Here is an 18656-nt window from a genome sequence, read left to right as displayed (position 1 = left end):
GAGCGCGAAGACCTATCGATCTTGGACGAAAGCCGGATGCGTTAATAGCGCACGTCCGGTTTGACGAGCGGGGTGTGGAAACGGAGCGCAAGCCACCGCGCCACATCCCGACTCTACCGATCGGCAGGGTGGCGCTCTGTGCGTAGCGTGACAGCGCCGGCCAGCGTTTCAGACTGTAGTCCATGGCCTTGGCCAGGCTGCCACCGTTGGCCACGCCTTGCCGCGTCAGCTGCAGCCAGTCATGCATGGTCTGCAGTTTGGGCAGGGCTTCTTGTCCGCGCAGCATCTGCCGTGCGCTGCCGTCGAGGTCGCGGCCGCGCGCTTCGATCGCATAGAGCTCGGCGATGCGCCGCAAGGCCTCGGCAGCTACCGGGTTCTGGTTGGCCGCGTGCAGCTCGAAGAACTTGCGCCGGGCATGGGCCATGCAGCCCACGTCGGTGATGCCTGCCCGGAATAGCGCCTTGTAGCCGCCGTAATCGTCCACCACCAGATGACCTGTCCAGTCGCCCAGAAACGCCCGTGCGTGCGCACCGCTGCGCCCGGTCTGATAGTCGAACACGGCGATCCGCGGTCCCTCGTCCAGGTCGTTGCTGCGGTAGGCCCAGAGGTAGGCGCGTTTGGTTTTGCCCCGGCCGGGATCGAGTTGCTGCACGGGCGTTTCATCGGCGTGCAGCACGGGTCGTCGTCGCAGCAACTCGCTCAGCCGATCCGCCAGGGGCTGCAAGGCCGCGCCGTAGCGCCCGACCCACTCGGCCAGGGTCGAGCGGGCCAGGGTGACGCCGTCACGGGCAGCGATCTGTTCAAGGCGGTAGAGCGGCAGATGATCGACGTACTTGCCGATCAGCACCCAGCTAATCAGGCCCGGGGCGGCCATGCCGCCGTCGATCACCGCGGGAGGAACCGGAGCGGCGGTGATGCTTGCGCACGGGCGGCAGGCGTATTGCGGGCGAATGTGGCGGTGTACGAAGAACTTGGCCGGTTCCACATCGAGCTGTTCGCTGATGTCTTCGCCGATCTTGACCAGCTCGCCGCCGCACTGGCCGCAGGTGCAGGTCTCGGGTTCGTGACGGTGCTCGATGCGCGGCAGGTGCTCCGGCAAGGGCTGACGACCGGCGCGTTGGCGCTGGCTGCGCAGCTCCGGCACCTGTTGCTCGACTTCGGCCTCGATGGCGGCGCAGTCGGCGTCAGCCGTCTCACGGAACAGATCGCGCTGCTCCGGCGACAGGGCTTCGTTTTTGACGCCGAAACGAATGCGCCGCAGGTGCGCCAGTTCAAGGGTCAGTGCCTGGATCTTCAGGGCGTCGAGCTTGGCTTGGGCGCGCAGCTTTTCGGCCTCGGCGTGTAGCGGTAGGACGGCGGCAACGACGCCTTCCTGCTGGGCAGGGTCGAGGTTCAGGGCGGCGAGTTCGGCGGTTAAAAGCATGCGCGAATTCTACCGAAAACCCGCCTGAAAGGCCCGTAAATACTGGCTTTCAGGCGTTATTTTTCACACTTTCCAATGCCCCATCGGACGCGCCTCAAGGCGTTGCCAATCGACGCCGGCGATCAGCCATTGCCACTGCGCCTGGGTCAAGGTGAACAGCCTGTCGTCGGCGCTGGGCCACAGGAAACGGCCCTGATGCAGACGCCTCTGGCTCAGCCACACACCGGTCCCATCCCACTGCAACATCTTGAGCCGCGAGCCGCGCCGATTACGAAAGGCATAGGCCGTGCCATCGCAGGGTGGGCGCCCGAGCGCCTGCTGAATGTGCGCCGACAGCCCATCGATCCCCAGGCGCATATCGACCGGCTCGACCACCAGCCAAACCTGTGCCGGCATCAGCATCAGGCCATCCCCCGCAGCAACCCGGCCAGCCAGACCGCATCGACGCCAGCCGGCAATGCCAACTGCCAGCCGCTGGCATGTTGCAGCAGCAACGCCTCGGCGACGGATGACTCCCGCACCGCCAACGGCACCAGGGTCAACGGCGTAGCCGTCTGCTTGCTGCGCCTGATCCAGTAGGCCAGCGCCTTGGGTTTAAGCTCATGTTGCTGACAGTAAGCGACCTGCGTCAGCCCGCTGTTCCGCCAGGCCTGGACATGCTCAGCCCAGAACTCCCGCCGCGCGTGCATCGTTTCCATGTGAATCCCCTGTTGAAAAATGCAGAGGATGCGGGCCGAGGTGTTCGAGGAAAAGGTGGGCGGGCTGGACGCTTACCCTCGTTCCGCAGATCGAGGGCATCGACGATGAGTCGATGCGTTTCTACATCGGTGCACCAACTGAAGTAACCCGGGCTGGGCGCGCGGTGCGTGAGCTGTCGTTCCAGGCAGCGACATTGGAATCACCCGATATGAACAACGCGTTCTCCGCGCTCGCCAGTACGTTTCAAGATGCTCTGCACTCACGTAATGGTTTACCGGCCGGAGTTATTGCACATTGGCGTGAGAATGCCGAATCCATTGTTTGGTTGGCTAAGTCGGATCACCCTGAAGACTTAGAGCGTGCTATCCGGCTTGCCCACGATGCCAATAAAGGGCTTCATGAGGCCGTCTCGCTTTCCCGGTCGGGTATGACCACCACGCGGGCTGTGCTTGTCATGGCGACCAACCCACCGGATGGGGGAATTCCAGCGAGCTGTAAGATTCGGTATGCGCTGTTCGGCTTCGCGGCTCATGGGCACGTCGTGGAGTCGCAGAGAACCAAAACATTCAGCGCTTCAGCGTGTCACGAGGGGCGGGAGATGCTGTCGGTGGGATTCCATTATGGCATCTGGGCCGAATGGCTGGAGGCTGGTGCAATCCGGCGGTCGCAGATCAAGGATTTTTACATGCTTTCTGGTTTCGACTGGCCTATCGACCTCCCGCTCTTGCCCTTCGAGTGATGCAGGCATGTGGATCAACGAGGTGATAGATTTTTTCGAGTGGCTTCTTCCATACAGTGCCAGTTGGTTCGGGGGAGCGGTCTTTGCGATGGTTGTCTTTGGTCTTCTCCTGCATCTGAAGGCACCTCGCCGCGGGAGAAAGCGATTATCGCTCGTACAGCATTTCACCATCATACTGATATGCATCATCCTATTTATTGGGGGGCACTCGCTTTTTGTGCATGAAGGCGATGGTGGTCGGGTGCTTGGTGGGTTTATCTACCAAGACGCTGTAGAAAAGTTCCTTTTAGTGATGCCCGATTCGACAACTGATGAGGTTATCAGTGCATTTGGTGGCTGGACCGAACCAGAGGCGGTTTGGACACTAGGCAGTCTGATTGCAATTCGAGTCTTTTCGGCCCTGCTGGTGGGTACCCTCATGGGGAGCTTGCTTGTCTACGTCGATCGGGTTCCGAAGATCCATCAGCTTCTGGAACGTATCTTCAAGGGTTGACAAGATGGGCTAGCCGAGCCAGACGCGCTATGCGATGCCGTCAATCGCAAGGCGCGGAAGCTATGCTGTCTTACGAGAAGGAACACGGTTCTGGTGTGAACACGTGCCCCTCCTGGGTAGTAGGCAGGGATGAAGGACTGTAGTGCGCCGAGATGGATTCACCAGCCGTCGTAGTGGAGCACCAGGTCGGCGATGACCTTGCGGCGTTCCAGATCGAGACCGCCAAGATCGGCAAGCCCCTCGAACTGGCAGCGTTTGAGCATCGCGCCGCCTTCACTGGCGTTGTAAAAGCTGACCATCGTGGCAAGGAACAGCCGTTGGCCGCTGCTCAACACGCCCAGGGCCTCGTTGAGCCGCTGCACATTCGGCCGCAGCTGCCACTTGCTCTTGGCTTGCTGCAGCCCGGCGTGAGTGCCATCGCCGAACCACTCGGCACCGGCGATTTGGACACCGCGTTTCCATGCCTGCAAAAAAGCCGCGGGGGCATTGTTGAAATGCAGCATTTCCTGCGCGATCTGATCAAGTACGTCTGGGGGTAAAGACTGATTCATGAGGTTCTCCCGATGGGTTGGGTTCAGGGATGGAGGCGCTGCTGCCAGCGCCCCGTGCTCAGGGCCTGCTCTGCAGCTTCGTATGAGCGGAAGTACTCGACGGATTCACGCGAGACTGGCCCGTTGTCGTCGGCAGTGCCGATGAAGTGCCCGGCGGCGCTTTGGCGCACCTGTAGAGGCAGGCGTTTACTCACGTAGGTCAGGGCCAGGTAGCCGATAAGTTCGGCTTGGGCCTGGGAGGGACAGGGCGGCGCGGGAGGGGTATGGGACATGGAGGAGCCTCCTGGCTGGAATGGAGCAAGGCACCGACGCTTTGTGGGCGTTCGTCCGCAAGGCGGTGCGGAGCGGACTGGTTGGGGAGGCGCGGAGGATTCCGCGGTGCAGCCGAGGCCCCGTGCTGCGGCATGGTGTCGACCGAGGTCGACGACACATGGAGACAGCTTCGAGCGGCAAGGGGAGGTGAGTCAGCGGGAAATGGGAAACCGGTAGCCTCCTGATTTTGCGGGCGGCCGGAGCACTCGCGTTCTGCAGGGAAAAGCGCTCGCTGTCAGTTGGGCTGAGGGTGCATTTCGGCTAATTCAGTCGCTGGCTCGGCGCCGATGCGTCGGCGCACTGGGTAGGCAGGAGAAAAGGCGCCGAAGACCTGGGGCCTTCGGCTGTCGAGCAAGACACCACCTGTGAGCTGATGCAGGGCATGGCCGTCGTCAAAGCCATCCGCTGTCGCAGCAATTGCACTCGACCCGTGTCGTGGCTGGGGTCGATATCCTTTGGCACGCATCCGCGCACAAAAGGAGCCCGTTGTTTCGCCGGTGGGCACCGGCACTGAATACCATTCGACCCGAAGGGTCTCCTGGGGGCTCGTCCTGCTATTGAGACAAGGCACCAGGGGACCCTTCATCGCGACACTCAGCGGATCAACCTGTCCGGGTATATGGACGCTGGATGAGTCAGCCTTCCCGTCGACCCAGCGACTCGCTGGTGACGGGCACGCGTTGCAGAAGGAGAAGGCGTGCTGGGTTCCCCGCGGGCGCGAGGGGTGCGCATCGACCCAGGTCGATACGATGGGGAGACGAACCTACGAACTATTTCGGCATCTGCCGCGGCTTGCGTGAGGTGCTGCGCTTGGTACCGGCCTGCCGGCCATTCTGGACGGGCAGGGTGCCTCTGCAATCGGGATAGCGGCAGCAGGACCAGAACGGGCCGGTCTTGCCGGTGCGTTGACGCGTGGCGCTGCCGCACAGCGGGCAGGCGGCGCCCTCCGGGAGTTTGATGGCCAGGGTGGCCACGCGGTACTGCTGCACCAGTTGGGTGATCCACATGGATTGCTTGGCGACGAAGGTTTCCAGCGTCATCTCGCCGGCTTCGATCATGTCCAGGGCCTGCTCCCAGACCGCGGTCGTACCGGGATCGGTGATGGCCGCGGGCACCGCATCGATCAGCGTGCCCGCCGCGCCGGAGGCGCGCACGGCGCGACCCTTCTTGAGCAGGTAGCCGCGCTCGAGCAGGCCTTTGATGATGCTGGCACGGGTGGCCTCGGTGCCGATGCCTGTGGTCTCTTTCAGCTTCTGCTTCAACCGCGGGTCGGTGACCAGCTTGGCGACGCCTTTCATGGCCTTGATCAGATCGCCTTGGGTATAGGGTTTTGGCGGCTGCGTCTTGAGGGCTTTCAGATCGACGTGATCAACCTGGCAAGACAGTCCTTCGCGCAGCGCCGGCAACACCTGGCTGCGCGGGGCCGCTTCACCGTCGGCGTTGTCCGCTTCCGGTTCGGCCAGCACCTGGTGCCAGCCGGGGACGATCACCTGCTTGCCAACGGCTTGCAGGGGCTGCCCGCCGCAACGCAACTGCGCCGTGGTGCGGTCGAACTCGTGATGCGGCAGAAACTGCGCGAGATAATGCGCGCGGATCAGCCTGTAGACCGCCTGTTCCTTGTCGCTCATGGCCGCCAGGTTGGCCGGCTCCAGCGTCGGGATGATGCCATGGTGGGCCGACACCTTGCTGTCGTTCCAGGCGCGTGAGCGCTGAGTCCGGTCGAGCTGCTCAAGCAGCGGGGGCAGACTGGGGTCGGTGGCGAGCACGGCCGTGAGTACGGCCGGCACCTCGGCGAACATGTTCTCGGGCAGGTAACCCGAATCCGAGCGCGGATAGGTCGTCGCCTTGTGCGTCTCGTACAGCGACTGGGCAATGTCCAGCGTCTCCTGCACGTCCAGGGCGAGTTGCCGCGAGCACACCTCCTGCAGCGTGCCCAGGTCGAAGGGCAGCGGTGGCACCTCACGCACGCGCTCCGTTGCGACGGCGACCACCTGGGCGCTGCCGGCTGCGCGCAGGCGATCGGCGGCTTGTTGGGCCACCGCCTGCTGCAGGCAGCGTCCGGCAGCATCGCTGCAGTCGTCGGCGGCGATCCAGCTGGCGAGGAAGCTGTGCCCGCCTGCCGATAGCCTGACCTCGATACTCCAGAATGGCACCGAGACGAAGCCCGCGATCTCGCGGTCGCGCGTGACCACCAGGGCCAGCGTCGGTGTCTGCACCCGGCCGACCGATAGCACGCCGTCGTAGCCAGCCTGACGCCCCAGCAGGGTGAACAGGCGGCTCAGGTTCATGCCGACCAACCAGTCGGCGCGGGAGCGCGCGAGCGCCGCAGCGTACAGCGGCAGCGTCTCGCTCGACGGCTTCAGCGCGCCCAGCGCCTTGCGAATGCTCGCGTCGTTGAGCGCCGACAGCCACAGCCGCTGGATGGGCCCGCGATAGCCGCACAGGTCGATGATCTCGCGAGCGATCATCTCGCCTTCGCGGTCGGCGTCGGTGGCGATCACCAGCTCGCTGGCCTGGCCGACCAGCTGTTTGACGATCTTCAATTGCGCAGCGGTTGCGGCTTTCGGCTCGCCCCGCCAGCGTTCGGGAATGATGGGAAGCTGCTCGAGCGACCAGCGCTTGTACTGTTCGCCATAGGCTTCCGGTGGCGCCGCTTCGATCAGGTGACCAATGCACCAGGTCACCACGGTACCTGCTCCGCTGTAACAGCCGCTGCCGCGCTGACCAGCGCCTAGCACACGGGCGATGTCTTTGCCCTGGGATGGCTTCTCGCAGAGAAACAGGCGCATACAGGCTCCGGGGTAGGGACATCGAGTGAGCCTCAGCATGGCCATCCGCGATCTCGGCGACAGCAAATAACGTGGCAGCGGCAGCGCCCCAGTTGTGCGGGGGAGGCATCCTCTCAGGGATGTGAACAGGGCCAGTGTTGCTCAATCACCTGCAGCTTCGTTCACGGCGTCGCCGGAACTCAGTGGAACTCCATGGAACTATCCCCTGGGGATAGTTCCATGGCGGTCTTTTGCGGTATCACTCGGCCGGCTGGGCGGGCTCGCTGGCCGGTTTCGGGCTCAGGGTTACGGCTTCGAGCCGGTACGGTAGGATGCCGACACGCCGCGCCTCGATCTTGAAGGTCACACGCTCGTTCTCGTCGGCGTCCTCCCACTCATCGCGCACCGTGCGACCTTCCACCAGGACGCGCATGCCTTTCTGGTACAGCGTTTTCCAGTGCTCGGCGTCGCGGTGCCACAGCTCCACGGGCGCCCAGTAGCCACCGCGATCGTCATAGCCCTCCTTGGTCGGAACCGGGTTGTCGAAATACACGTTCAAGCGCAACAGCCGCCTGGGCTCGTCGTTGCCGCTCGGAAATTCCCTGAACTCCGGCGCAGAACCGATGTTGCCTTCGCCAACAAAGTGCGTGCTCATAGTGACTCCTTGGAACAGGTGGTACGGCTGGACGCAGCGCCTCCAGGGACACGCTGCAGGTAAAGCGATTCGGCCTGGGCCACCTTGCTGGCGCACTCGTGAGTCTGGCGGCCCAGCGTGTGCAGGAGGCTGATCTGCATGTTCAGCACGATGCGCTGCACCTCCATGGCGTAGAGGTCATCGAGCAGGGTGTCGGGCGTGGTGGCGCTGGCGATCAGTGCCTGCCACAGCGCCACGCCCATGGCCGAGCGATCCGGCTTGCGCCAGCGCAGAAACGTCGTGCCGGCGCCCGTGGTCTGCTGGGCCAGCTCCACCGGCAGCAGGCGGAAGGGGTAGGCATTCGCCTGCGCCAGGACGCGTCGCTGCGCCAGCTCGATCAGCTCATCACGAAGCCTGTGGCACTGGCTGGCCCACTGGGTAAGTGCCCCCTTACCTTTAAAAGGCTGTAAAAGGCCTTTTAGAGAGGCGGCCTGTTCCAGCTTGAGGAAGTCGGCCTGTTCCAGAGGGTAGAAGCGGCGCGTTGCCGCAGAACTCGAAGTCGACGTCATGCGGATGCCTCCTCGTTATCGCCGGACGCGGTCAGGGTGATATCGGCGCTTTCAGGCAGGGCATCGTCGTCACTGGCATCCGCGGCATCCTGCTGAGCCGAGGCGGCCAGCGCCGAGCGCCGGATGATCGGTGGGGCATAGCGCGAACGCAGCGCGCCTTCGAGCACCTCCTGCGGCAGTTCCCCAAGCTTCTCCAGGGCGGCCCGGGCGGCGGCATTCTTGGCCGCGAAGTCATCCCGGGTGCAACCCGAGTAGCGGTACTGTTGCGCCAGCGAGAACAGGCTGCGCAGGGCGTGCGCCCCTTCGTTGAGCCAGCGCTCAAGCGTGCTGCGATCAATCAGCGCGGTGTGGTGGGCGAGGATCAGCTTGCGCGCCAGGTCGTCGTAGTCGGCCAGCAAGTACACCGCGAGGAAGCCGAGCTGCGCGTTGACGAACAGCGGCAGCTTCACCGGCTGCACGTTCATGTTCTCGCCCAACGACAGCGCCGGCGGCACGTCGGCCAGGGCCTGGTCGACCTGGTCACGCAAGGCCTGCAGGCTGTCCTTGGTCTGCGTCAGCTTTTCCTCGATCCTCAGCATCCACCAGTCCGAGTAGGGATCGTCCTGCTCGGCGCCGCGCTTGATCTTGTTGGCGATGGCGATGAAGCCGTTCAAGCCGACGATGCCGGGCTTGCCCTCGCTGGCCGCTCGGCCGTGCCAGATGCGCGAGGCGTGATGGGTGTGCAGCGTCAGCGACATGGCACTGCGCAGCGATCCGAGATTCAGTTGCAAGGAGGTGTCGGTGGCCATGAGGACGACTCGCGTAGAGGGAACGAGTCGCCAGCTTGAGCAGCGCGCGGAAGGCGGTCAGTCAACAAAGTGCAGCCGAGGGCTGCCGGCTTTACTGACGAAGGGCAGGGCGTGGCTCGCTTCCGGAAGGCTGCGTGTTGCAACTATCCCCGGGGGATAGTTCCAGGGAGATCCAGTCGGTAGGCGGACGTCGCTGGCGACGAGCAGGGCGGTGGCTGACCTCCGGAAGGCTGTCTGTAGCAACTATCCCCGGGGGATAGCTCCAGGGAGATCCACTCAGCAGGCTGGCGTTGCAGGTGAAGAGCAGGGCGTGGCTCGCTTCCGGAAGGCCGTGTGTTGCAACTATCCCCAGGGGATAGTTCTAGAGAGAGCCAGGGAGGGTTACTCGACCGTCATTTCGGGTGCAACAGGGCATGCAACTGGGCGAGGTGGGCCTGTACCACTTCGGGGTTCGCCGTTCGGGGTGCGGGCGGCGGATCGGCGGCGGCCTTGCTCTTGTCCTGTCCGACCCAGGCGTTGAATTCCCCGCGTATGGCGGCCTGGATGATGCCGAACAGATAGCCGGCCGGTTTGCGCACCTCGTTGCTGCGACAGCGCGCGGCCCATTCATCGAGCACGGCTTGTTGCTGTTCAACCTGCACTTGCTGCAAGGCCACCAGCGCGCCGGCCTGCTGTTCATCGCGCAGTGCTAGAAAGCATTCAGGCAGTCGCAGGTGCGGGTGTTCTCGCGTACGCGGTACCGTACGTACTGCTTTATCTATACGAATACTAGTACGGTCCCGCTTCGGATTCCGAAGAGCGCCGGTTTTGCTGGATTTCGTGCCTGCTTCGGAATCCGAAGACGGCGGCTCGCCATTCCGAAGAAGGGCGTTTTCACCGTCTTCGGATTCGTGGAGGGGCCGCGCCTGTGGATAACTTTCCTGATGGCTGACGCCACCCTGGGCCATGCGTCGCACCAGCACCTGCAGCCGCGTCGGCAACACGCGGCCGCTGAGCAACGGGTCTTCGCTGATGTCCTGGAGGGTGCGGTAGCCCACCCGCTGCACCGCCTTGCTGGCATGCTCAAGGGCATGGCTAACCAACCCCAGGTACTCGGGGTCGAGTTGCATGGCTTCGAAGGGGGTGAGGGGCTCGTCGTGCAGAACGTACAGATTGCCCTTGATGCGTCCGGTCTTGGGATCGCGCCGGCGGCGCACGAGGCTCAGCCAGCGTGTCAGGCGCAAGAGTGTCAGCGCCCGCGCCACGGTTTCGTACGACGCCTGCTGCGCGCAGGGCGTCGAGGCCAGGTAGGGACGCAGTTGATCGTAGGTGGGGAACGCCGTCACGCCATCGGCGTTGAGCATGAGCCGGATGATTTGCCAGGCATTGCGCTCCAGCGGCGTCAGCCGCGTGTCGAGAAACAGCGCGCGGGGCACGCTTTCATGGCGATTGCCGCTGTAGATGAAGCCGTCGCTGACGGGCGTGTGCTCCCGGTTGGGAGGCAACTGCCGCAGGGTGTCGTCGAGCAGCGTTGAAAGCGCTGCGGGGCCTGCCTGCGCGACCATGGCCCTACACCAGGCCTTGGTCGATCCAGCTTGCGATGGCCGCCCAGATCACGGACATGGGCAAGGCGAGGGCTTCGGCCAGATCCATCGTCAGTTCCAGCATCGTGCTGTCGTCATCCAGCGCGATGCCGCGCTCGGTGATGCCGGCCTTCCACTGCTTCCACAGGGCCATCTCCTGTTCCTCACTCAGCACCGGATGCCGCCCTCGGCGCTTGGGCAGGCAAATGATGTCGCGACGCAGGGCGACCTCCTGATGAGTCAGCCCATAGAACTTGCTGACCATCTCGGTACTGGCCCCCAGGCGCAGCATGCGATCGATCGTGGCGATCTCCTGCTCGATGTCGTTCATCTGGCTGACCAGGCGCCAGAGGACGGCCGTATTGACCGTCACAGAGCACCAGGGCACCTGGGCATTGGCCAGCAGGCTCACCAGCGCCGGTTGCTTGAGTACGTCCAGTTCCCGCTCGCTGAAACCCATCGACTGGCAGCGGCGAAGTTGGCCATTGCGCAGGTCGTGCAGCGCCTGTGCAACCACGGCTTGATTAAGCGGATGAGGTGTCGACATGGTTCCCTCCGGCCTGTTTCAGGGGGTGGCCTTATCTGGATTGGCCTCCAGATCCAACAGCCGGCGTGCCAGCCGGACCAGCCGGAACAACTTGACCAAACCGTTATCGCTGAGACGGGGTAGGACGCCTGACTCCCTGACGCCGCCTCCCAGCAACAGTGCCCCCAGGTTGTCCTCCAGGTGCATATCACCCTGATCGGACGCCGCGCTGTGGGGGAGACTCAAGGTGCGTAACAACGCCAACACCACCTGGCCGAAGACCGGTGGCGACACGTCCGCCTGGGGTGCACTGCAGGTGAAGCCTATGCCGGTCTCGGTCGCTTCGATGCAGTCGAGCCGCTCGGCTTCCTCGGCGATCTCCTGGGCGAGTTGGGCGATGTGGATGCGCAGGCGATCGGGTGAATCCAGTCCTGGCTCGATGTACCAGACGTCGCTGATCGGAAAGAGTCCGCCGGCTTGCACCGGAATGGCCTGCAACACCCTGTCCGCGAAGGTCGGCAGTGGCTCGCCGGAGTGCTCGGCGACCATGTGTTGGATGCCTTGCAGACGCTCGGTGTTGCCGGCTGGTGAGACGATGTGGCCCAGCAGGCGCACTTCGGGATCACCTTCACCGAGAGAAACGCCTGGCCCTGGTGTCGGCGCTGGGACTGGCGGCGGAGCGGTGTCGTTGTTCGGTACGGCTCCTGAAGCGCTTGCTGCAGTGCCATTGCGCTGAGTGGCATCCGGCGATGGAGTGGCTGCACGACCAGGCTGGACAACGGTTGCGGTTTCGACTGGCAGCTGGGGTGGACTGGTTACCGCCCGCTGGCGGTGCTCGGTACTGTCGACATCCAGCACCAGCACGTTGTAGTCGATGTCGAGCAGCTCCGACATCTGGCCGATCAACTCGTCCTGGACCCGGCCGACGGCAAAGCTATCAGGCTGTCCATCGAAGGGGGCGAGGACGTCGTGGAATAGCGTCTCGAAATCGACAGACAACGCTTTGCCGCTCGCATGCTTTTCCCAGGTGAGCTCGCTGGCTTTGCGCAACACTGCCAAGCGTTCGACTTGATGCCTGCCCAAGCCGTTGTACAGCACGTTTGGAATGGTGGGCAGCAGGTAGCGCACGGTGTCTTGCATGCGGCTGATGTGCGACTGCTGGATGGGATAGCCGTCCGTGCTGAGGCGGCGGGCCAGCTCCGACTGCGACAGCGACTTGCCGTTTTCCAGCTCGTAGAGCTCGCGGGCCTTTTCAACGCCGAGCGCCCGCTCGATGAACGTCAGGCTGCCGTGCAGTTCGTTCTCCGCCAAGTGCCCGGTCAGGGCGAGGATCTCGCCGCGCTCCGGCCATGGCCGGAACAGGCAGGGAATGCGAAAGAAGCGTTCGTCCTTGGTCTCCGACCACAGTTCGCGCAGGATCGCCAGGCGGGTGTTGCCGCCGTTGCGAATGATGAAGTGCTCGGCACCGGGGCGTCGGGTAATCGGTGGCGGGGCATCCAGGCCCCGCTCGCGGATGGATGCTTTGATTTCGTCGTACAGCGGATTGCGCGTCAGGCGTGGATCAAGCTCATAGGGGCGCAGGTCATCGAGCGTGACCACCATCGGCGTGTCGGTCACCGGGTCGCTCAACACCTGTGCGGCAGGGCCGGAGCGGGAAAACCCCTCGGCCATCAATTTGCCGGCCATTTCCTCAGGCGTGACAGTCGCCATGACGGCCTCCCTACTTGCTCTGGCTTACCTGGACGTCGCTCACAGTTGAGCGAGTGAGGATCGGCGGCAGGCCGGGCTTCACGAGCTTTAGCTGCCCTGCAGGCGTGCGGCGGACGTGCCAGCCTTCACGCAAGGCGAACTCAATCAGCGCCAGGAACCGCTGGTGCCCGCGGCAGCGCTCAAAGGTGCTCGACATGTGACAGCCTCCTGCCGACGCGACCGGTCACGCTGGCAAACGACTCTTGCCACTGGGGCAGCAGCTCACTGGCCAGGGCGCGCATGGTCTCCAGCGCCGCCGGTGCCTGGCGCCCGCTCGGGCGTCGGTACTCAGCCCGGTGCACGGGTTGGCCCGCGGTCGCCGCCCGCGGGAAGGCTTCGATCGCGGGCAGTTCGCTGCCCAGTATCCGGACTTCGCTGTGCTCACGAAAGATCAGCCGCAGCGTCTGCTGCACCAACTTGGCGTTCGACGAGACGGCCGGCACGCGATTGAGCAGCAGATGCAGGGGCGGCGGATGGATGCCGAGATAGCGGTAGGGGGCGATGGCATCGATAAGCTGCAGCGTGCCGCGCTGCAGTTCCCGCGCCGCCAGAATCTCCGGGGTGATCGGCGAGACGGCCAGGTCTGCGGCGAGCAGGGCCATCTCCAGCATGACACTGCGGGCGCCCTGCGTATCGATCAGCACCAGGTCGTAATGCGGCCGGAACAGCGACAGCAGGTTGCGCAGCCGCAAGCGCCCATCTGCCGCATGCAGTAGCAGAGTTCCCAACTGCTGGTGCTGGTCGTTGGACAGCACCACGTCCAGGTTGTGCACGGAAGTCCGTGATACCAACTGCGGCAGCGACTGCTCATTGAATGCCAGTAGCTCGTAGATGCCGCCGGCGGCGCGCTGGGTGAGTGCATAGTAGGACGACAGCGTCGGCTGGACGTCGAGGTCGATCAGCAGGACCCGCCGACCGGCGTCAGCGATAAAGCCGCCCAGGTTGGCGGCGACGGTCGTTTTACCAACCCCACCTTTGGTCGAAATGATGGCGATCACGTGCATGGCTCAGTCCCTGTCCGTGGTGGGACCGTGTCAAACGCGCTCTTTGAGGCGTTCGGTGATCCAGTCGTCGATTTCGGCGGAGTCCCAGCCGACGGCTCGGATCCCCAGGCGCAAGGCCTTGGGGAACTTGCCTTCTTTCATCAGGTTGTAAATATGGGCGCGCTTGAAGCCGGTCTTTGCTTCAACTTCGGCGCGGCGGAGGATGCGATGCTCGGCAGTCGCGGTTTGCTCAGTGGACATAGTGGTCACTCCTTTATGCTTGGCAGCACTCGTAGGGGTGACAGGCAGTAGAAAGGCGTCACTCCATTGGCGCATCAAACAATCGGATCGTGCTGACCACCGGTTTCAATGGAGAACTGCAGCCTTCGCTGCCCAGATGCAAGCGTCCAGCCGACCCGCAAGGAGGGCACTATTGAAAAGGGCTTCGGGGGTAATCAAGATCGAAAAGGCGCAGCGCTCTGTTGCGGAAATGATGATGTGGTGGGCCCGTATTTCTGGGTCACGAAGATGACCAAAAAAGTTAGCTAAAGATGGTAGTTATTCTCATCTATTTCTAGAGCGATATCCGGTACGCTGGGCTGCGGGAGTGGACACTTGTTCCATGATGAGTGGACCTTAAAGGTCCGAGCAGCGACGAAAAACGACCCTGGCGGTCAAGTCCTGGGCCGGATTAAGAGCGTTGAGAAACGTTCATTACACGATAGCCAATTCACCAATTTGCCGGGCGCGGCCGATGAATCTGCTGAGGGCCTCCGAGCGTGGCTTATCGAGAAGCGTGATGAACGTCGCTGTGCTCGGTACATCGTCCGTGACGGGGCGGACGATCACGTCAGGGTGACTGTACAGCGTGATTTGCGAGGCCAGTCCAATACCGATGCCGTAGCCAGCAGCGACCAACATCGCCATGGGTTCGTGCCCGGAAACATATTCGGCAGTCTTGGGGAACGGCAAGGTGGCTTCGTAGAACCAGCGATGAATGACATCGTATCCACCTGAACACAGTACAGGGTGGCACAGAATCAAGGTGTGCCGAGCAATCTCCTGGAGAGGGATTTTCTCCAAGGAAAGAAGGGGGTGGTTTCGCGGAATTGCAACGATGGGACGATCTGTCCAGACGACCTCCTTGACGAGACCTGCGCCGAGCTGGGTATGCACAGTGAAACCAGCATCGATCTGGTCATGCTCCAATGCCTTGACCATCTCATGGACAGTCATTTCAACGATCTTCACCTCAGTGAGGGGTTCTTCCTCGCGGCAACGCGCCAGCAATTTGGTCAGGTAGGGTTGTGCAAGACTGTCTGTCAGGCCGATGCGCAGCCGGCCGCGATAGCCTTTCTCAGCCGCACGGACACGACTCTGCGCGTCTTCCACCAGGCTGAGTATGCGTCGTGCTTCATCCCGAAACACTTCACCGGCCCAGGTCAAACGCAAGCCTGCCTTCGTGCGTTGGAATAAACTGGCCCCCAACCCAGACTCCAGCTCTTTGATGGTCCGCGAGAGGGGGGAGGGCTCGATATGGACTCTGGCTGCCGCCCGCGAGAAGCTCAGTTCTTCGGCGACAACCAAGAAGTAGCGTAGGTGACGTATCCGCATGCAATAGCCTCCGTGCGTGCTTTGCTCCTCTTGGATGGGCCGCAGGCATCCCTTCTCGTGGGCAGGACGCGCATGCGATTCCGTCTTTGAAGAGCTCTCTTTGAAGCTCCGTGGTGATTCCTGGCTCCTGTCTATCCCGGATGGTCCGTGTTGCTGGTAGACAGACAGGGAGCCTCTTTCGCTGCGGGAGAATGGCCGGGCAGCTGATGGCAGAATGGCCTCATCCGACAAAAGTGCGGTCCATCAAGAGAAGAACAAGTTCCCAGGCCCCACTGAGTCGGCGAAGTGTACGCAGCAAGGCTAATCACCTCAAACCCACCCGAAAGAAAAATCACAGGCAGGGGTTGCCTAGCACCTCAAACAAGTCCATAATTGCGTCCGCTGCCAAGGCAGTAGTTGCGGAAAATCCTTTTAAATCAAAAGGTTGGAGGCTTGGTTCTAGCCTCGTTTCCCGCTCCAAATATCGATCTACAGGGTTCCATTGAAGTCTGTAGATCATTGAAAAAAGACGCTTAGGCGTCTTTTTTCGTTCCGTCAGCATTCATCGAAAGCCACGGGTACCCGGACGTGTTTAGTCCAGAATCTAGTCCATGAAAATGGCGGGCTTCGAGATCGGATTGTTGCAGGAGCCCGACGAGTCGTTTGCTGAACATCTAGCCCTGAATTCAACCTTCAGGAGGCTAGAAGCATGGCTCTTTCATATGCTGCCGTCCGGCAGGCCACGCCCACTGGCAAAGACTACACCCTCGGCGATATTGACGGCCTGTCCTTGGCGGTGACAGCCTCGGGCGGGCGCTCGTGGCACTTCCGTTACTGCTGGAACGGCAAGCAAAAACGCATATCGCTGGACACCTATCCGCAGGTCAGTTTGCGTGATGCGCGTTCCCTTCAGGACGAAGCGGGCAAATTATTGGCTCAAGGGGTCAATCCCCAGGCGCGTCCTTAGGCAGTTACTGGATCAGCAGTTCGGCGGTGGCGGTCTCGCGCACGCGCATCATGATCAGGCTGTTGAAGTTGCCTGCCACCTGGGCGGCGCGGTTGCCCAGGCGCGCTTTGATGTAGCTGAGGGGCTGCAAGGTCGGGGCCGTGGAAACAGCGCGTGGCTTGGCAGCTCGACGACGCGGTTTGGTCGCGGCAGATTTGGCGGTTGAACCAAGGCGTCGAGAGTAGGACGGGTTATCAGTCTTCTATTGCACTGTCCGTAAAGAAGGCAAAAGTAGAAAGGGATGTTCGGAATAGAGATCGCCCACCAGGAGGGGCGGTGATTAATCGTGGGCAAATACTCCGTAGATCACCTGCACCACGATTCCCGGATTTGGGTGGCTGTCGTCATCCACCGTCGACGCAGCGTTTGAGGTGATGATCAGCGCATGGGTGTCATTGAACAGACAAGGTCGACGTTCGAGTTGCTCGTCATCCAGGTGCTGCTGCGCCGTAGCCTTGAAGATCTGGGCTACCTGGGCGGGTGCGGAACGAGTCGGTAGTGCTGGGCGCTAGCCTGGAGAGGATGGTGGGTGGCGGGGCAGCGTCAATCGGCAACGGGCGCAGCCCCTTATAGGCGGGTGTTGATCGTCTGGATCAAGCGTGGAGGTGATTCGAGATAGTACTATGCAGTGCTGCACGGGCCGAAGCTGATTACTGTGTACGTAACCGCATGAAGGAATCGTCGCCAATAACCCGGGTGGCGAAGTCCTGTGTTTTCACTAATTCAATAGAGTGTTCGCAGTCCTTGAGGTTGTGGTAACTCTCGGAACTGACGGCGATGATCTTTGCGTTTTTAGCGATGAATCGCCAACGCCATTCGTTTTTGATGTCTTTGTATACGTAAAAGTGGGCAGACTCTGCCATATGCTTCTCCTCGGACGTCGATACTTATGTAGCGGGCGTTTAACGCTATCAATCATGCCGAGAGAGCGTCTATAAACATAGAGATTCGAGTTGCGTCGCAATGTGTCGAAGATTGCAAATTACGTTCGACCTAGCGGACGTAGGCGTGTTGATTTTGATATGGTGTTTGACTTTGTATCGTTAACGTTGATGAAGGAATCGTAAATGGATCTTCGAGTATGGCAGGCTGTACGAATCGCTCAGGATTCTCTAGACACCTTGCAAGCTGATTGAGTAACGCTTTTCAAACTCTACCGGTGAAAGTTGATTGTTGAAACCATGGCGGCGTTTTACGTTGTAGAATATTCCGATGTAATCGAATACATCACTACTGGCATCTTCCCGCGTGGTGTAGATTCTCCGCTTGACCCGTTCCCGCTATAGAAGTTGGAAAAAGCTCTCGGTCACGGCGTTATCATGGCAGTTGCCTCAGTGGCTCATGCTGGCAACCAAATTGTTTGCCTTCAAAAAGCTGCGCCAATCGGAACTGCTGTACTGGGCCTTGGTCGGAATGAACCATCACCTCTTGTTTCGGTTTACGCGTCCAAACCGCCATCAACAACACATAAATCGCCAAATCACGGGTCATCTGCGACTTCATTGGCCAGCCTACAACCTGGCGAGAAAACAGATCCAGCACCACCGCCAAATACAACCAGCCTTCATCCGTACGAATGTAGGTAATGTCGGTGACCCAAACCTTGTTGGGTCCCACGACGTCGAACTGGCGCTTCGGCAAATTGGGTGAGGCGACCGCTGGCTTACCGCCATACTTTCCAGGGCGGCGTCGATAACCTGTCTGAGAACGCAGACCTTCAAGACGCATCCGCCTCGCCACACGATGACGACCACAATCCTCATCGCGCAGATCGTCATGGATTTTGCGATAGTCGTAAACGCCGCCGCTCTCCAGTCGGGAATGCTTGATCAACCCTAGAAGTCGTTGTTCGTTTTGGACGCATACAGATTGCGGCTCAGACAGCCACGCGTAATAACCGCTGGGATGGGCTTTCAGCGTGATGCAAAGCCGTCGAATCGAATAGTCGCCAGCGTGCTGCTTGATAAAGGCGTACTTCAGACGCACTCCTTGGCAAAGTACGCTGCGGCCTTTTTTGATATGCCTCGATCTTCAGTGACGCGCTTGAGTTCCGCTCGCAGACGACGCAGTTCAGCGTGCTGATCATCGTCCTGCTGCCGTTCTTCTTGAGGTTTGCTGTAGCGCTTTATCCAGGCATAGAGGCTATGCGTCGACACGCCAAGACGGCCCGCTACCTCAGCGACAGGCAGCTTCTTTTCGGTCACTTGATTGACTGCTTGGATTTTGAATTCTTCGGGTTAACGCGGGTTGCTCATGGCATC

General features: G+C 61.6%; 20 protein-coding genes and 2 pseudogenes. 3 read left to right on the top strand and 19 right to left on the bottom strand.

From position 1 onward, the window contains the following. The 3 genes from tnpC to tnpA all read right to left on the bottom strand — a co-directional run. A partial coding sequence (gene tnpC, locus AC19YY_RS30295; protein WP_500605282.1) for an IS66 family transposase occupies positions 1-1423 on the bottom strand: 1423 nt, incomplete at its 3' end. A 63-nt stretch (positions 1424-1486) separates the two neighbouring features. Further along, entirely contained in the window at positions 1487-1825 is a 339-nt protein-coding gene (gene tnpB / locus AC19YY_RS30290; RefSeq protein WP_500605281.1) for an IS66 family insertion sequence element accessory protein TnpB, read from the bottom strand. Continuing rightward, entirely contained in the window at positions 1825-2121 is a 297-nt protein-coding gene (tnpA, locus tag AC19YY_RS30285; RefSeq protein ID WP_500605280.1) for an IS66 family insertion sequence element accessory protein TnpA, read from the bottom strand. Before tnpA ends, tnpB begins: the two co-directional genes overlap by 1 nt. A 113-nt stretch (positions 2122-2234) precedes the next feature. Here tnpA and AC19YY_RS30280 point away from each other — a divergent pair, with 113 nt between their 5' ends. Further along, a complete protein-coding gene (locus AC19YY_RS30280) occupies positions 2235-2861 on the top strand; it encodes a hypothetical protein (RefSeq protein WP_500605279.1) in 627 nt (208 codons plus the stop codon). 7 nt (positions 2862-2868) lie between these two features. Beyond that, a complete protein-coding gene (locus AC19YY_RS30275) occupies positions 2869-3354 on the top strand; it encodes a hypothetical protein (protein ID WP_500605278.1) in 486 nt (161 codons plus the stop codon). Between the two features lie 158 nt (positions 3355-3512). On the opposite strand, the gene AC19YY_RS30270 is transcribed toward AC19YY_RS30275, so the two are convergent. The 13 genes from AC19YY_RS30270 to AC19YY_RS30210 form a co-directional block, all read right to left on the bottom strand. Continuing rightward, a complete protein-coding gene (locus tag AC19YY_RS30270; RefSeq protein WP_500605277.1) occupies positions 3513-3905 on the bottom strand; it encodes a hypothetical protein in 393 nt (130 codons plus the stop codon). Between the two features lie 23 nt (positions 3906-3928). Then, positions 3929-4177 (bottom strand): hypothetical protein, encoded by a 249-nt coding sequence (locus AC19YY_RS30265; RefSeq protein ID WP_500605276.1) that lies wholly within the window; start codon positions 4175-4177, stop codon positions 3929-3931. 810 nt (positions 4178-4987) lie between these two features. Then, complete coding sequence (locus tag AC19YY_RS30260) at positions 4988-7006, bottom strand: DNA topoisomerase III (protein ID WP_500605275.1); 2019 nt, start codon at positions 7004-7006, stop codon at positions 4988-4990. Positions 7007-7244: 238 nt separating this feature from the next. After that, the gene (locus AC19YY_RS30255; RefSeq protein ID WP_500605274.1) at positions 7245-7640 is read right to left on the bottom strand and encodes a single-stranded DNA-binding protein; all 396 of its coding nucleotides are present in this window, start codon (positions 7638-7640) and stop codon (positions 7245-7247) included. Further along, complete coding sequence (locus tag AC19YY_RS30250) at positions 7637-8188, bottom strand: DUF3158 family protein (RefSeq protein ID WP_500605273.1); 552 nt, start codon at positions 8186-8188, stop codon at positions 7637-7639. Before AC19YY_RS30250 ends, AC19YY_RS30255 begins: the two co-directional genes overlap by 4 nt. After that, positions 8185-8976 (bottom strand): PFL_4669 family integrating conjugative element protein, encoded by a 792-nt coding sequence (locus AC19YY_RS30245; RefSeq protein ID WP_500605272.1) that lies wholly within the window; start codon positions 8974-8976, stop codon positions 8185-8187. Before AC19YY_RS30245 ends, AC19YY_RS30250 begins: the two co-directional genes overlap by 4 nt. A gap of 392 nt (positions 8977-9368) precedes the next feature. Continuing rightward, the gene (locus tag AC19YY_RS30240; RefSeq protein ID WP_500605271.1) at positions 9369-10520 is read right to left on the bottom strand and encodes an STY4528 family pathogenicity island replication protein; all 1152 of its coding nucleotides are present in this window, start codon (positions 10518-10520) and stop codon (positions 9369-9371) included. Positions 10521-10524: 4 nt separating this feature from the next. Further along, positions 10525-11085 (bottom strand): DUF2857 domain-containing protein, encoded by a 561-nt coding sequence (locus AC19YY_RS30235; protein WP_303704359.1) that lies wholly within the window; start codon positions 11083-11085, stop codon positions 10525-10527. An 18-nt stretch (positions 11086-11103) separates the two neighbouring features. Then, positions 11104-12774 carry a ParB family protein gene (locus AC19YY_RS30230; RefSeq protein ID WP_500605270.1) on the bottom strand — a complete coding sequence of 557 codons (1671 nt, stop codon included), beginning with the start codon at positions 12772-12774 and terminating at the stop codon, positions 11104-11106. A 10-nt stretch (positions 12775-12784) separates the two neighbouring features. Then, positions 12785-12970 carry a type II toxin-antitoxin system HicA family toxin gene (locus AC19YY_RS30225; protein ID WP_500605269.1) on the bottom strand — a complete coding sequence of 62 codons (186 nt, stop codon included), beginning with the start codon at positions 12968-12970 and terminating at the stop codon, positions 12785-12787. Beyond that, entirely contained in the window at positions 12954-13817 is an 864-nt protein-coding gene (locus AC19YY_RS30220) for a ParA family protein (RefSeq protein ID WP_500605268.1), read from the bottom strand. The genes AC19YY_RS30225 and AC19YY_RS30220 overlap by 17 nt, the downstream gene beginning before the upstream one ends. 30 nt (positions 13818-13847) lie before the next feature. Continuing rightward, positions 13848-14057 carry an AlpA family transcriptional regulator gene (locus AC19YY_RS30215; RefSeq protein WP_022963037.1) on the bottom strand — a complete coding sequence of 70 codons (210 nt, stop codon included), beginning with the start codon at positions 14055-14057 and terminating at the stop codon, positions 13848-13850. A 453-nt stretch (positions 14058-14510) separates the two neighbouring features. Beyond that, the gene (locus AC19YY_RS30210; protein ID WP_500605267.1) at positions 14511-15410 is read right to left on the bottom strand and encodes a LysR family transcriptional regulator; all 900 of its coding nucleotides are present in this window, start codon (positions 15408-15410) and stop codon (positions 14511-14513) included. Positions 15411-16098: 688 nt separating this feature from the next. Here AC19YY_RS30210 and AC19YY_RS30205 point away from each other — a divergent pair. Further along, a pseudogene (locus AC19YY_RS30205) lies at positions 16099-16344 on the top strand (Arm DNA-binding domain-containing protein); the annotation flags it as partial. A 16-nt stretch (positions 16345-16360) separates the two neighbouring features. Here the strand turns inward: AC19YY_RS30205 and AC19YY_RS30200 are convergent. From AC19YY_RS30200 to AC19YY_RS30190, 3 genes and pseudogenes are all read right to left on the bottom strand, one after another. After that, positions 16361-16486: a hypothetical protein gene (locus AC19YY_RS30200; RefSeq protein WP_262376924.1), complete on the bottom strand. Its 126-nt coding sequence runs from the start codon at positions 16484-16486 to the stop codon at positions 16361-16363. Between the two features lie 559 nt (positions 16487-17045). After that, positions 17046-17258: a YegP family protein gene (locus AC19YY_RS30195; protein ID WP_170057149.1), complete on the bottom strand. Its 213-nt coding sequence runs from the start codon at positions 17256-17258 to the stop codon at positions 17046-17048. A 249-nt stretch (positions 17259-17507) separates the two neighbouring features. Then, positions 17508-18617: pseudogene (locus tag AC19YY_RS30190) on the bottom strand (IS3 family transposase). Positions 18618-18656 lie beyond the last annotated feature (39 nt).

It is taken from the genome of Pseudomonas sp. MF09156 (genome assembly GCF_059862305.1).
This window is presented reverse-complemented; position numbering and strand designations above follow the sequence as displayed.

Coding starts and splice junctions, on each gene's coding strand:
- tnpB (WP_500605281.1), bottom strand. CDS start 1,825: ATGCTGATGCCGGCACAGGTTTGGCTGGTGGTCGAGCCGGTCGATATG.
- tnpA (WP_500605280.1), bottom strand. CDS start 2,121: ATGGAAACGATGCACGCGCGGCGGGAGTTCTGGGCTGAGCATGTCCAG.
- AC19YY_RS30280 (WP_500605279.1), top strand. CDS start 2,235: ATGCGTTTCTACATCGGTGCACCAACTGAAGTAACCCGGGCTGGGCGC.
- AC19YY_RS30275 (WP_500605278.1), top strand. CDS start 2,869: ATGTGGATCAACGAGGTGATAGATTTTTTCGAGTGGCTTCTTCCATAC.
- AC19YY_RS30270 (WP_500605277.1), bottom strand. CDS start 3,905: ATGAATCAGTCTTTACCCCCAGACGTACTTGATCAGATCGCGCAGGAA.
- AC19YY_RS30265 (WP_500605276.1), bottom strand. CDS start 4,177: ATGTCCCATACCCCTCCCGCGCCGCCCTGTCCCTCCCAGGCCCAAGCC.
- AC19YY_RS30260 (WP_500605275.1), bottom strand. CDS start 7,006: ATGCGCCTGTTTCTCTGCGAGAAGCCATCCCAGGGCAAAGACATCGCC.
- AC19YY_RS30255 (WP_500605274.1), bottom strand. CDS start 7,640: ATGAGCACGCACTTTGTTGGCGAAGGCAACATCGGTTCTGCGCCGGAG.
- AC19YY_RS30250 (WP_500605273.1), bottom strand. CDS start 8,188: ATGACGTCGACTTCGAGTTCTGCGGCAACGCGCCGCTTCTACCCTCTG.
- AC19YY_RS30245 (WP_500605272.1), bottom strand. CDS start 8,976: ATGGCCACCGACACCTCCTTGCAACTGAATCTCGGATCGCTGCGCAGT.
- AC19YY_RS30240 (WP_500605271.1), bottom strand. CDS start 10,520: ATGGTCGCGCAGGCAGGCCCCGCAGCGCTTTCAACGCTGCTCGACGAC.
- AC19YY_RS30235 (WP_303704359.1), bottom strand. CDS start 11,085: ATGTCGACACCTCATCCGCTTAATCAAGCCGTGGTTGCACAGGCGCTG.
- AC19YY_RS30230 (WP_500605270.1), bottom strand. CDS start 12,774: ATGGCGACTGTCACGCCTGAGGAAATGGCCGGCAAATTGATGGCCGAG.
- AC19YY_RS30225 (WP_500605269.1), bottom strand. CDS start 12,970: ATGTCGAGCACCTTTGAGCGCTGCCGCGGGCACCAGCGGTTCCTGGCG.
- AC19YY_RS30220 (WP_500605268.1), bottom strand. CDS start 13,817: ATGCACGTGATCGCCATCATTTCGACCAAAGGTGGGGTTGGTAAAACG.
- AC19YY_RS30215 (WP_022963037.1), bottom strand. CDS start 14,057: ATGTCCACTGAGCAAACCGCGACTGCCGAGCATCGCATCCTCCGCCGC.
- AC19YY_RS30210 (WP_500605267.1), bottom strand. CDS start 15,410: ATGCGGATACGTCACCTACGCTACTTCTTGGTTGTCGCCGAAGAACTG.
- AC19YY_RS30195 (WP_170057149.1), bottom strand. CDS start 17,258: ATGGCAGAGTCTGCCCACTTTTACGTATACAAAGACATCAAAAACGAA.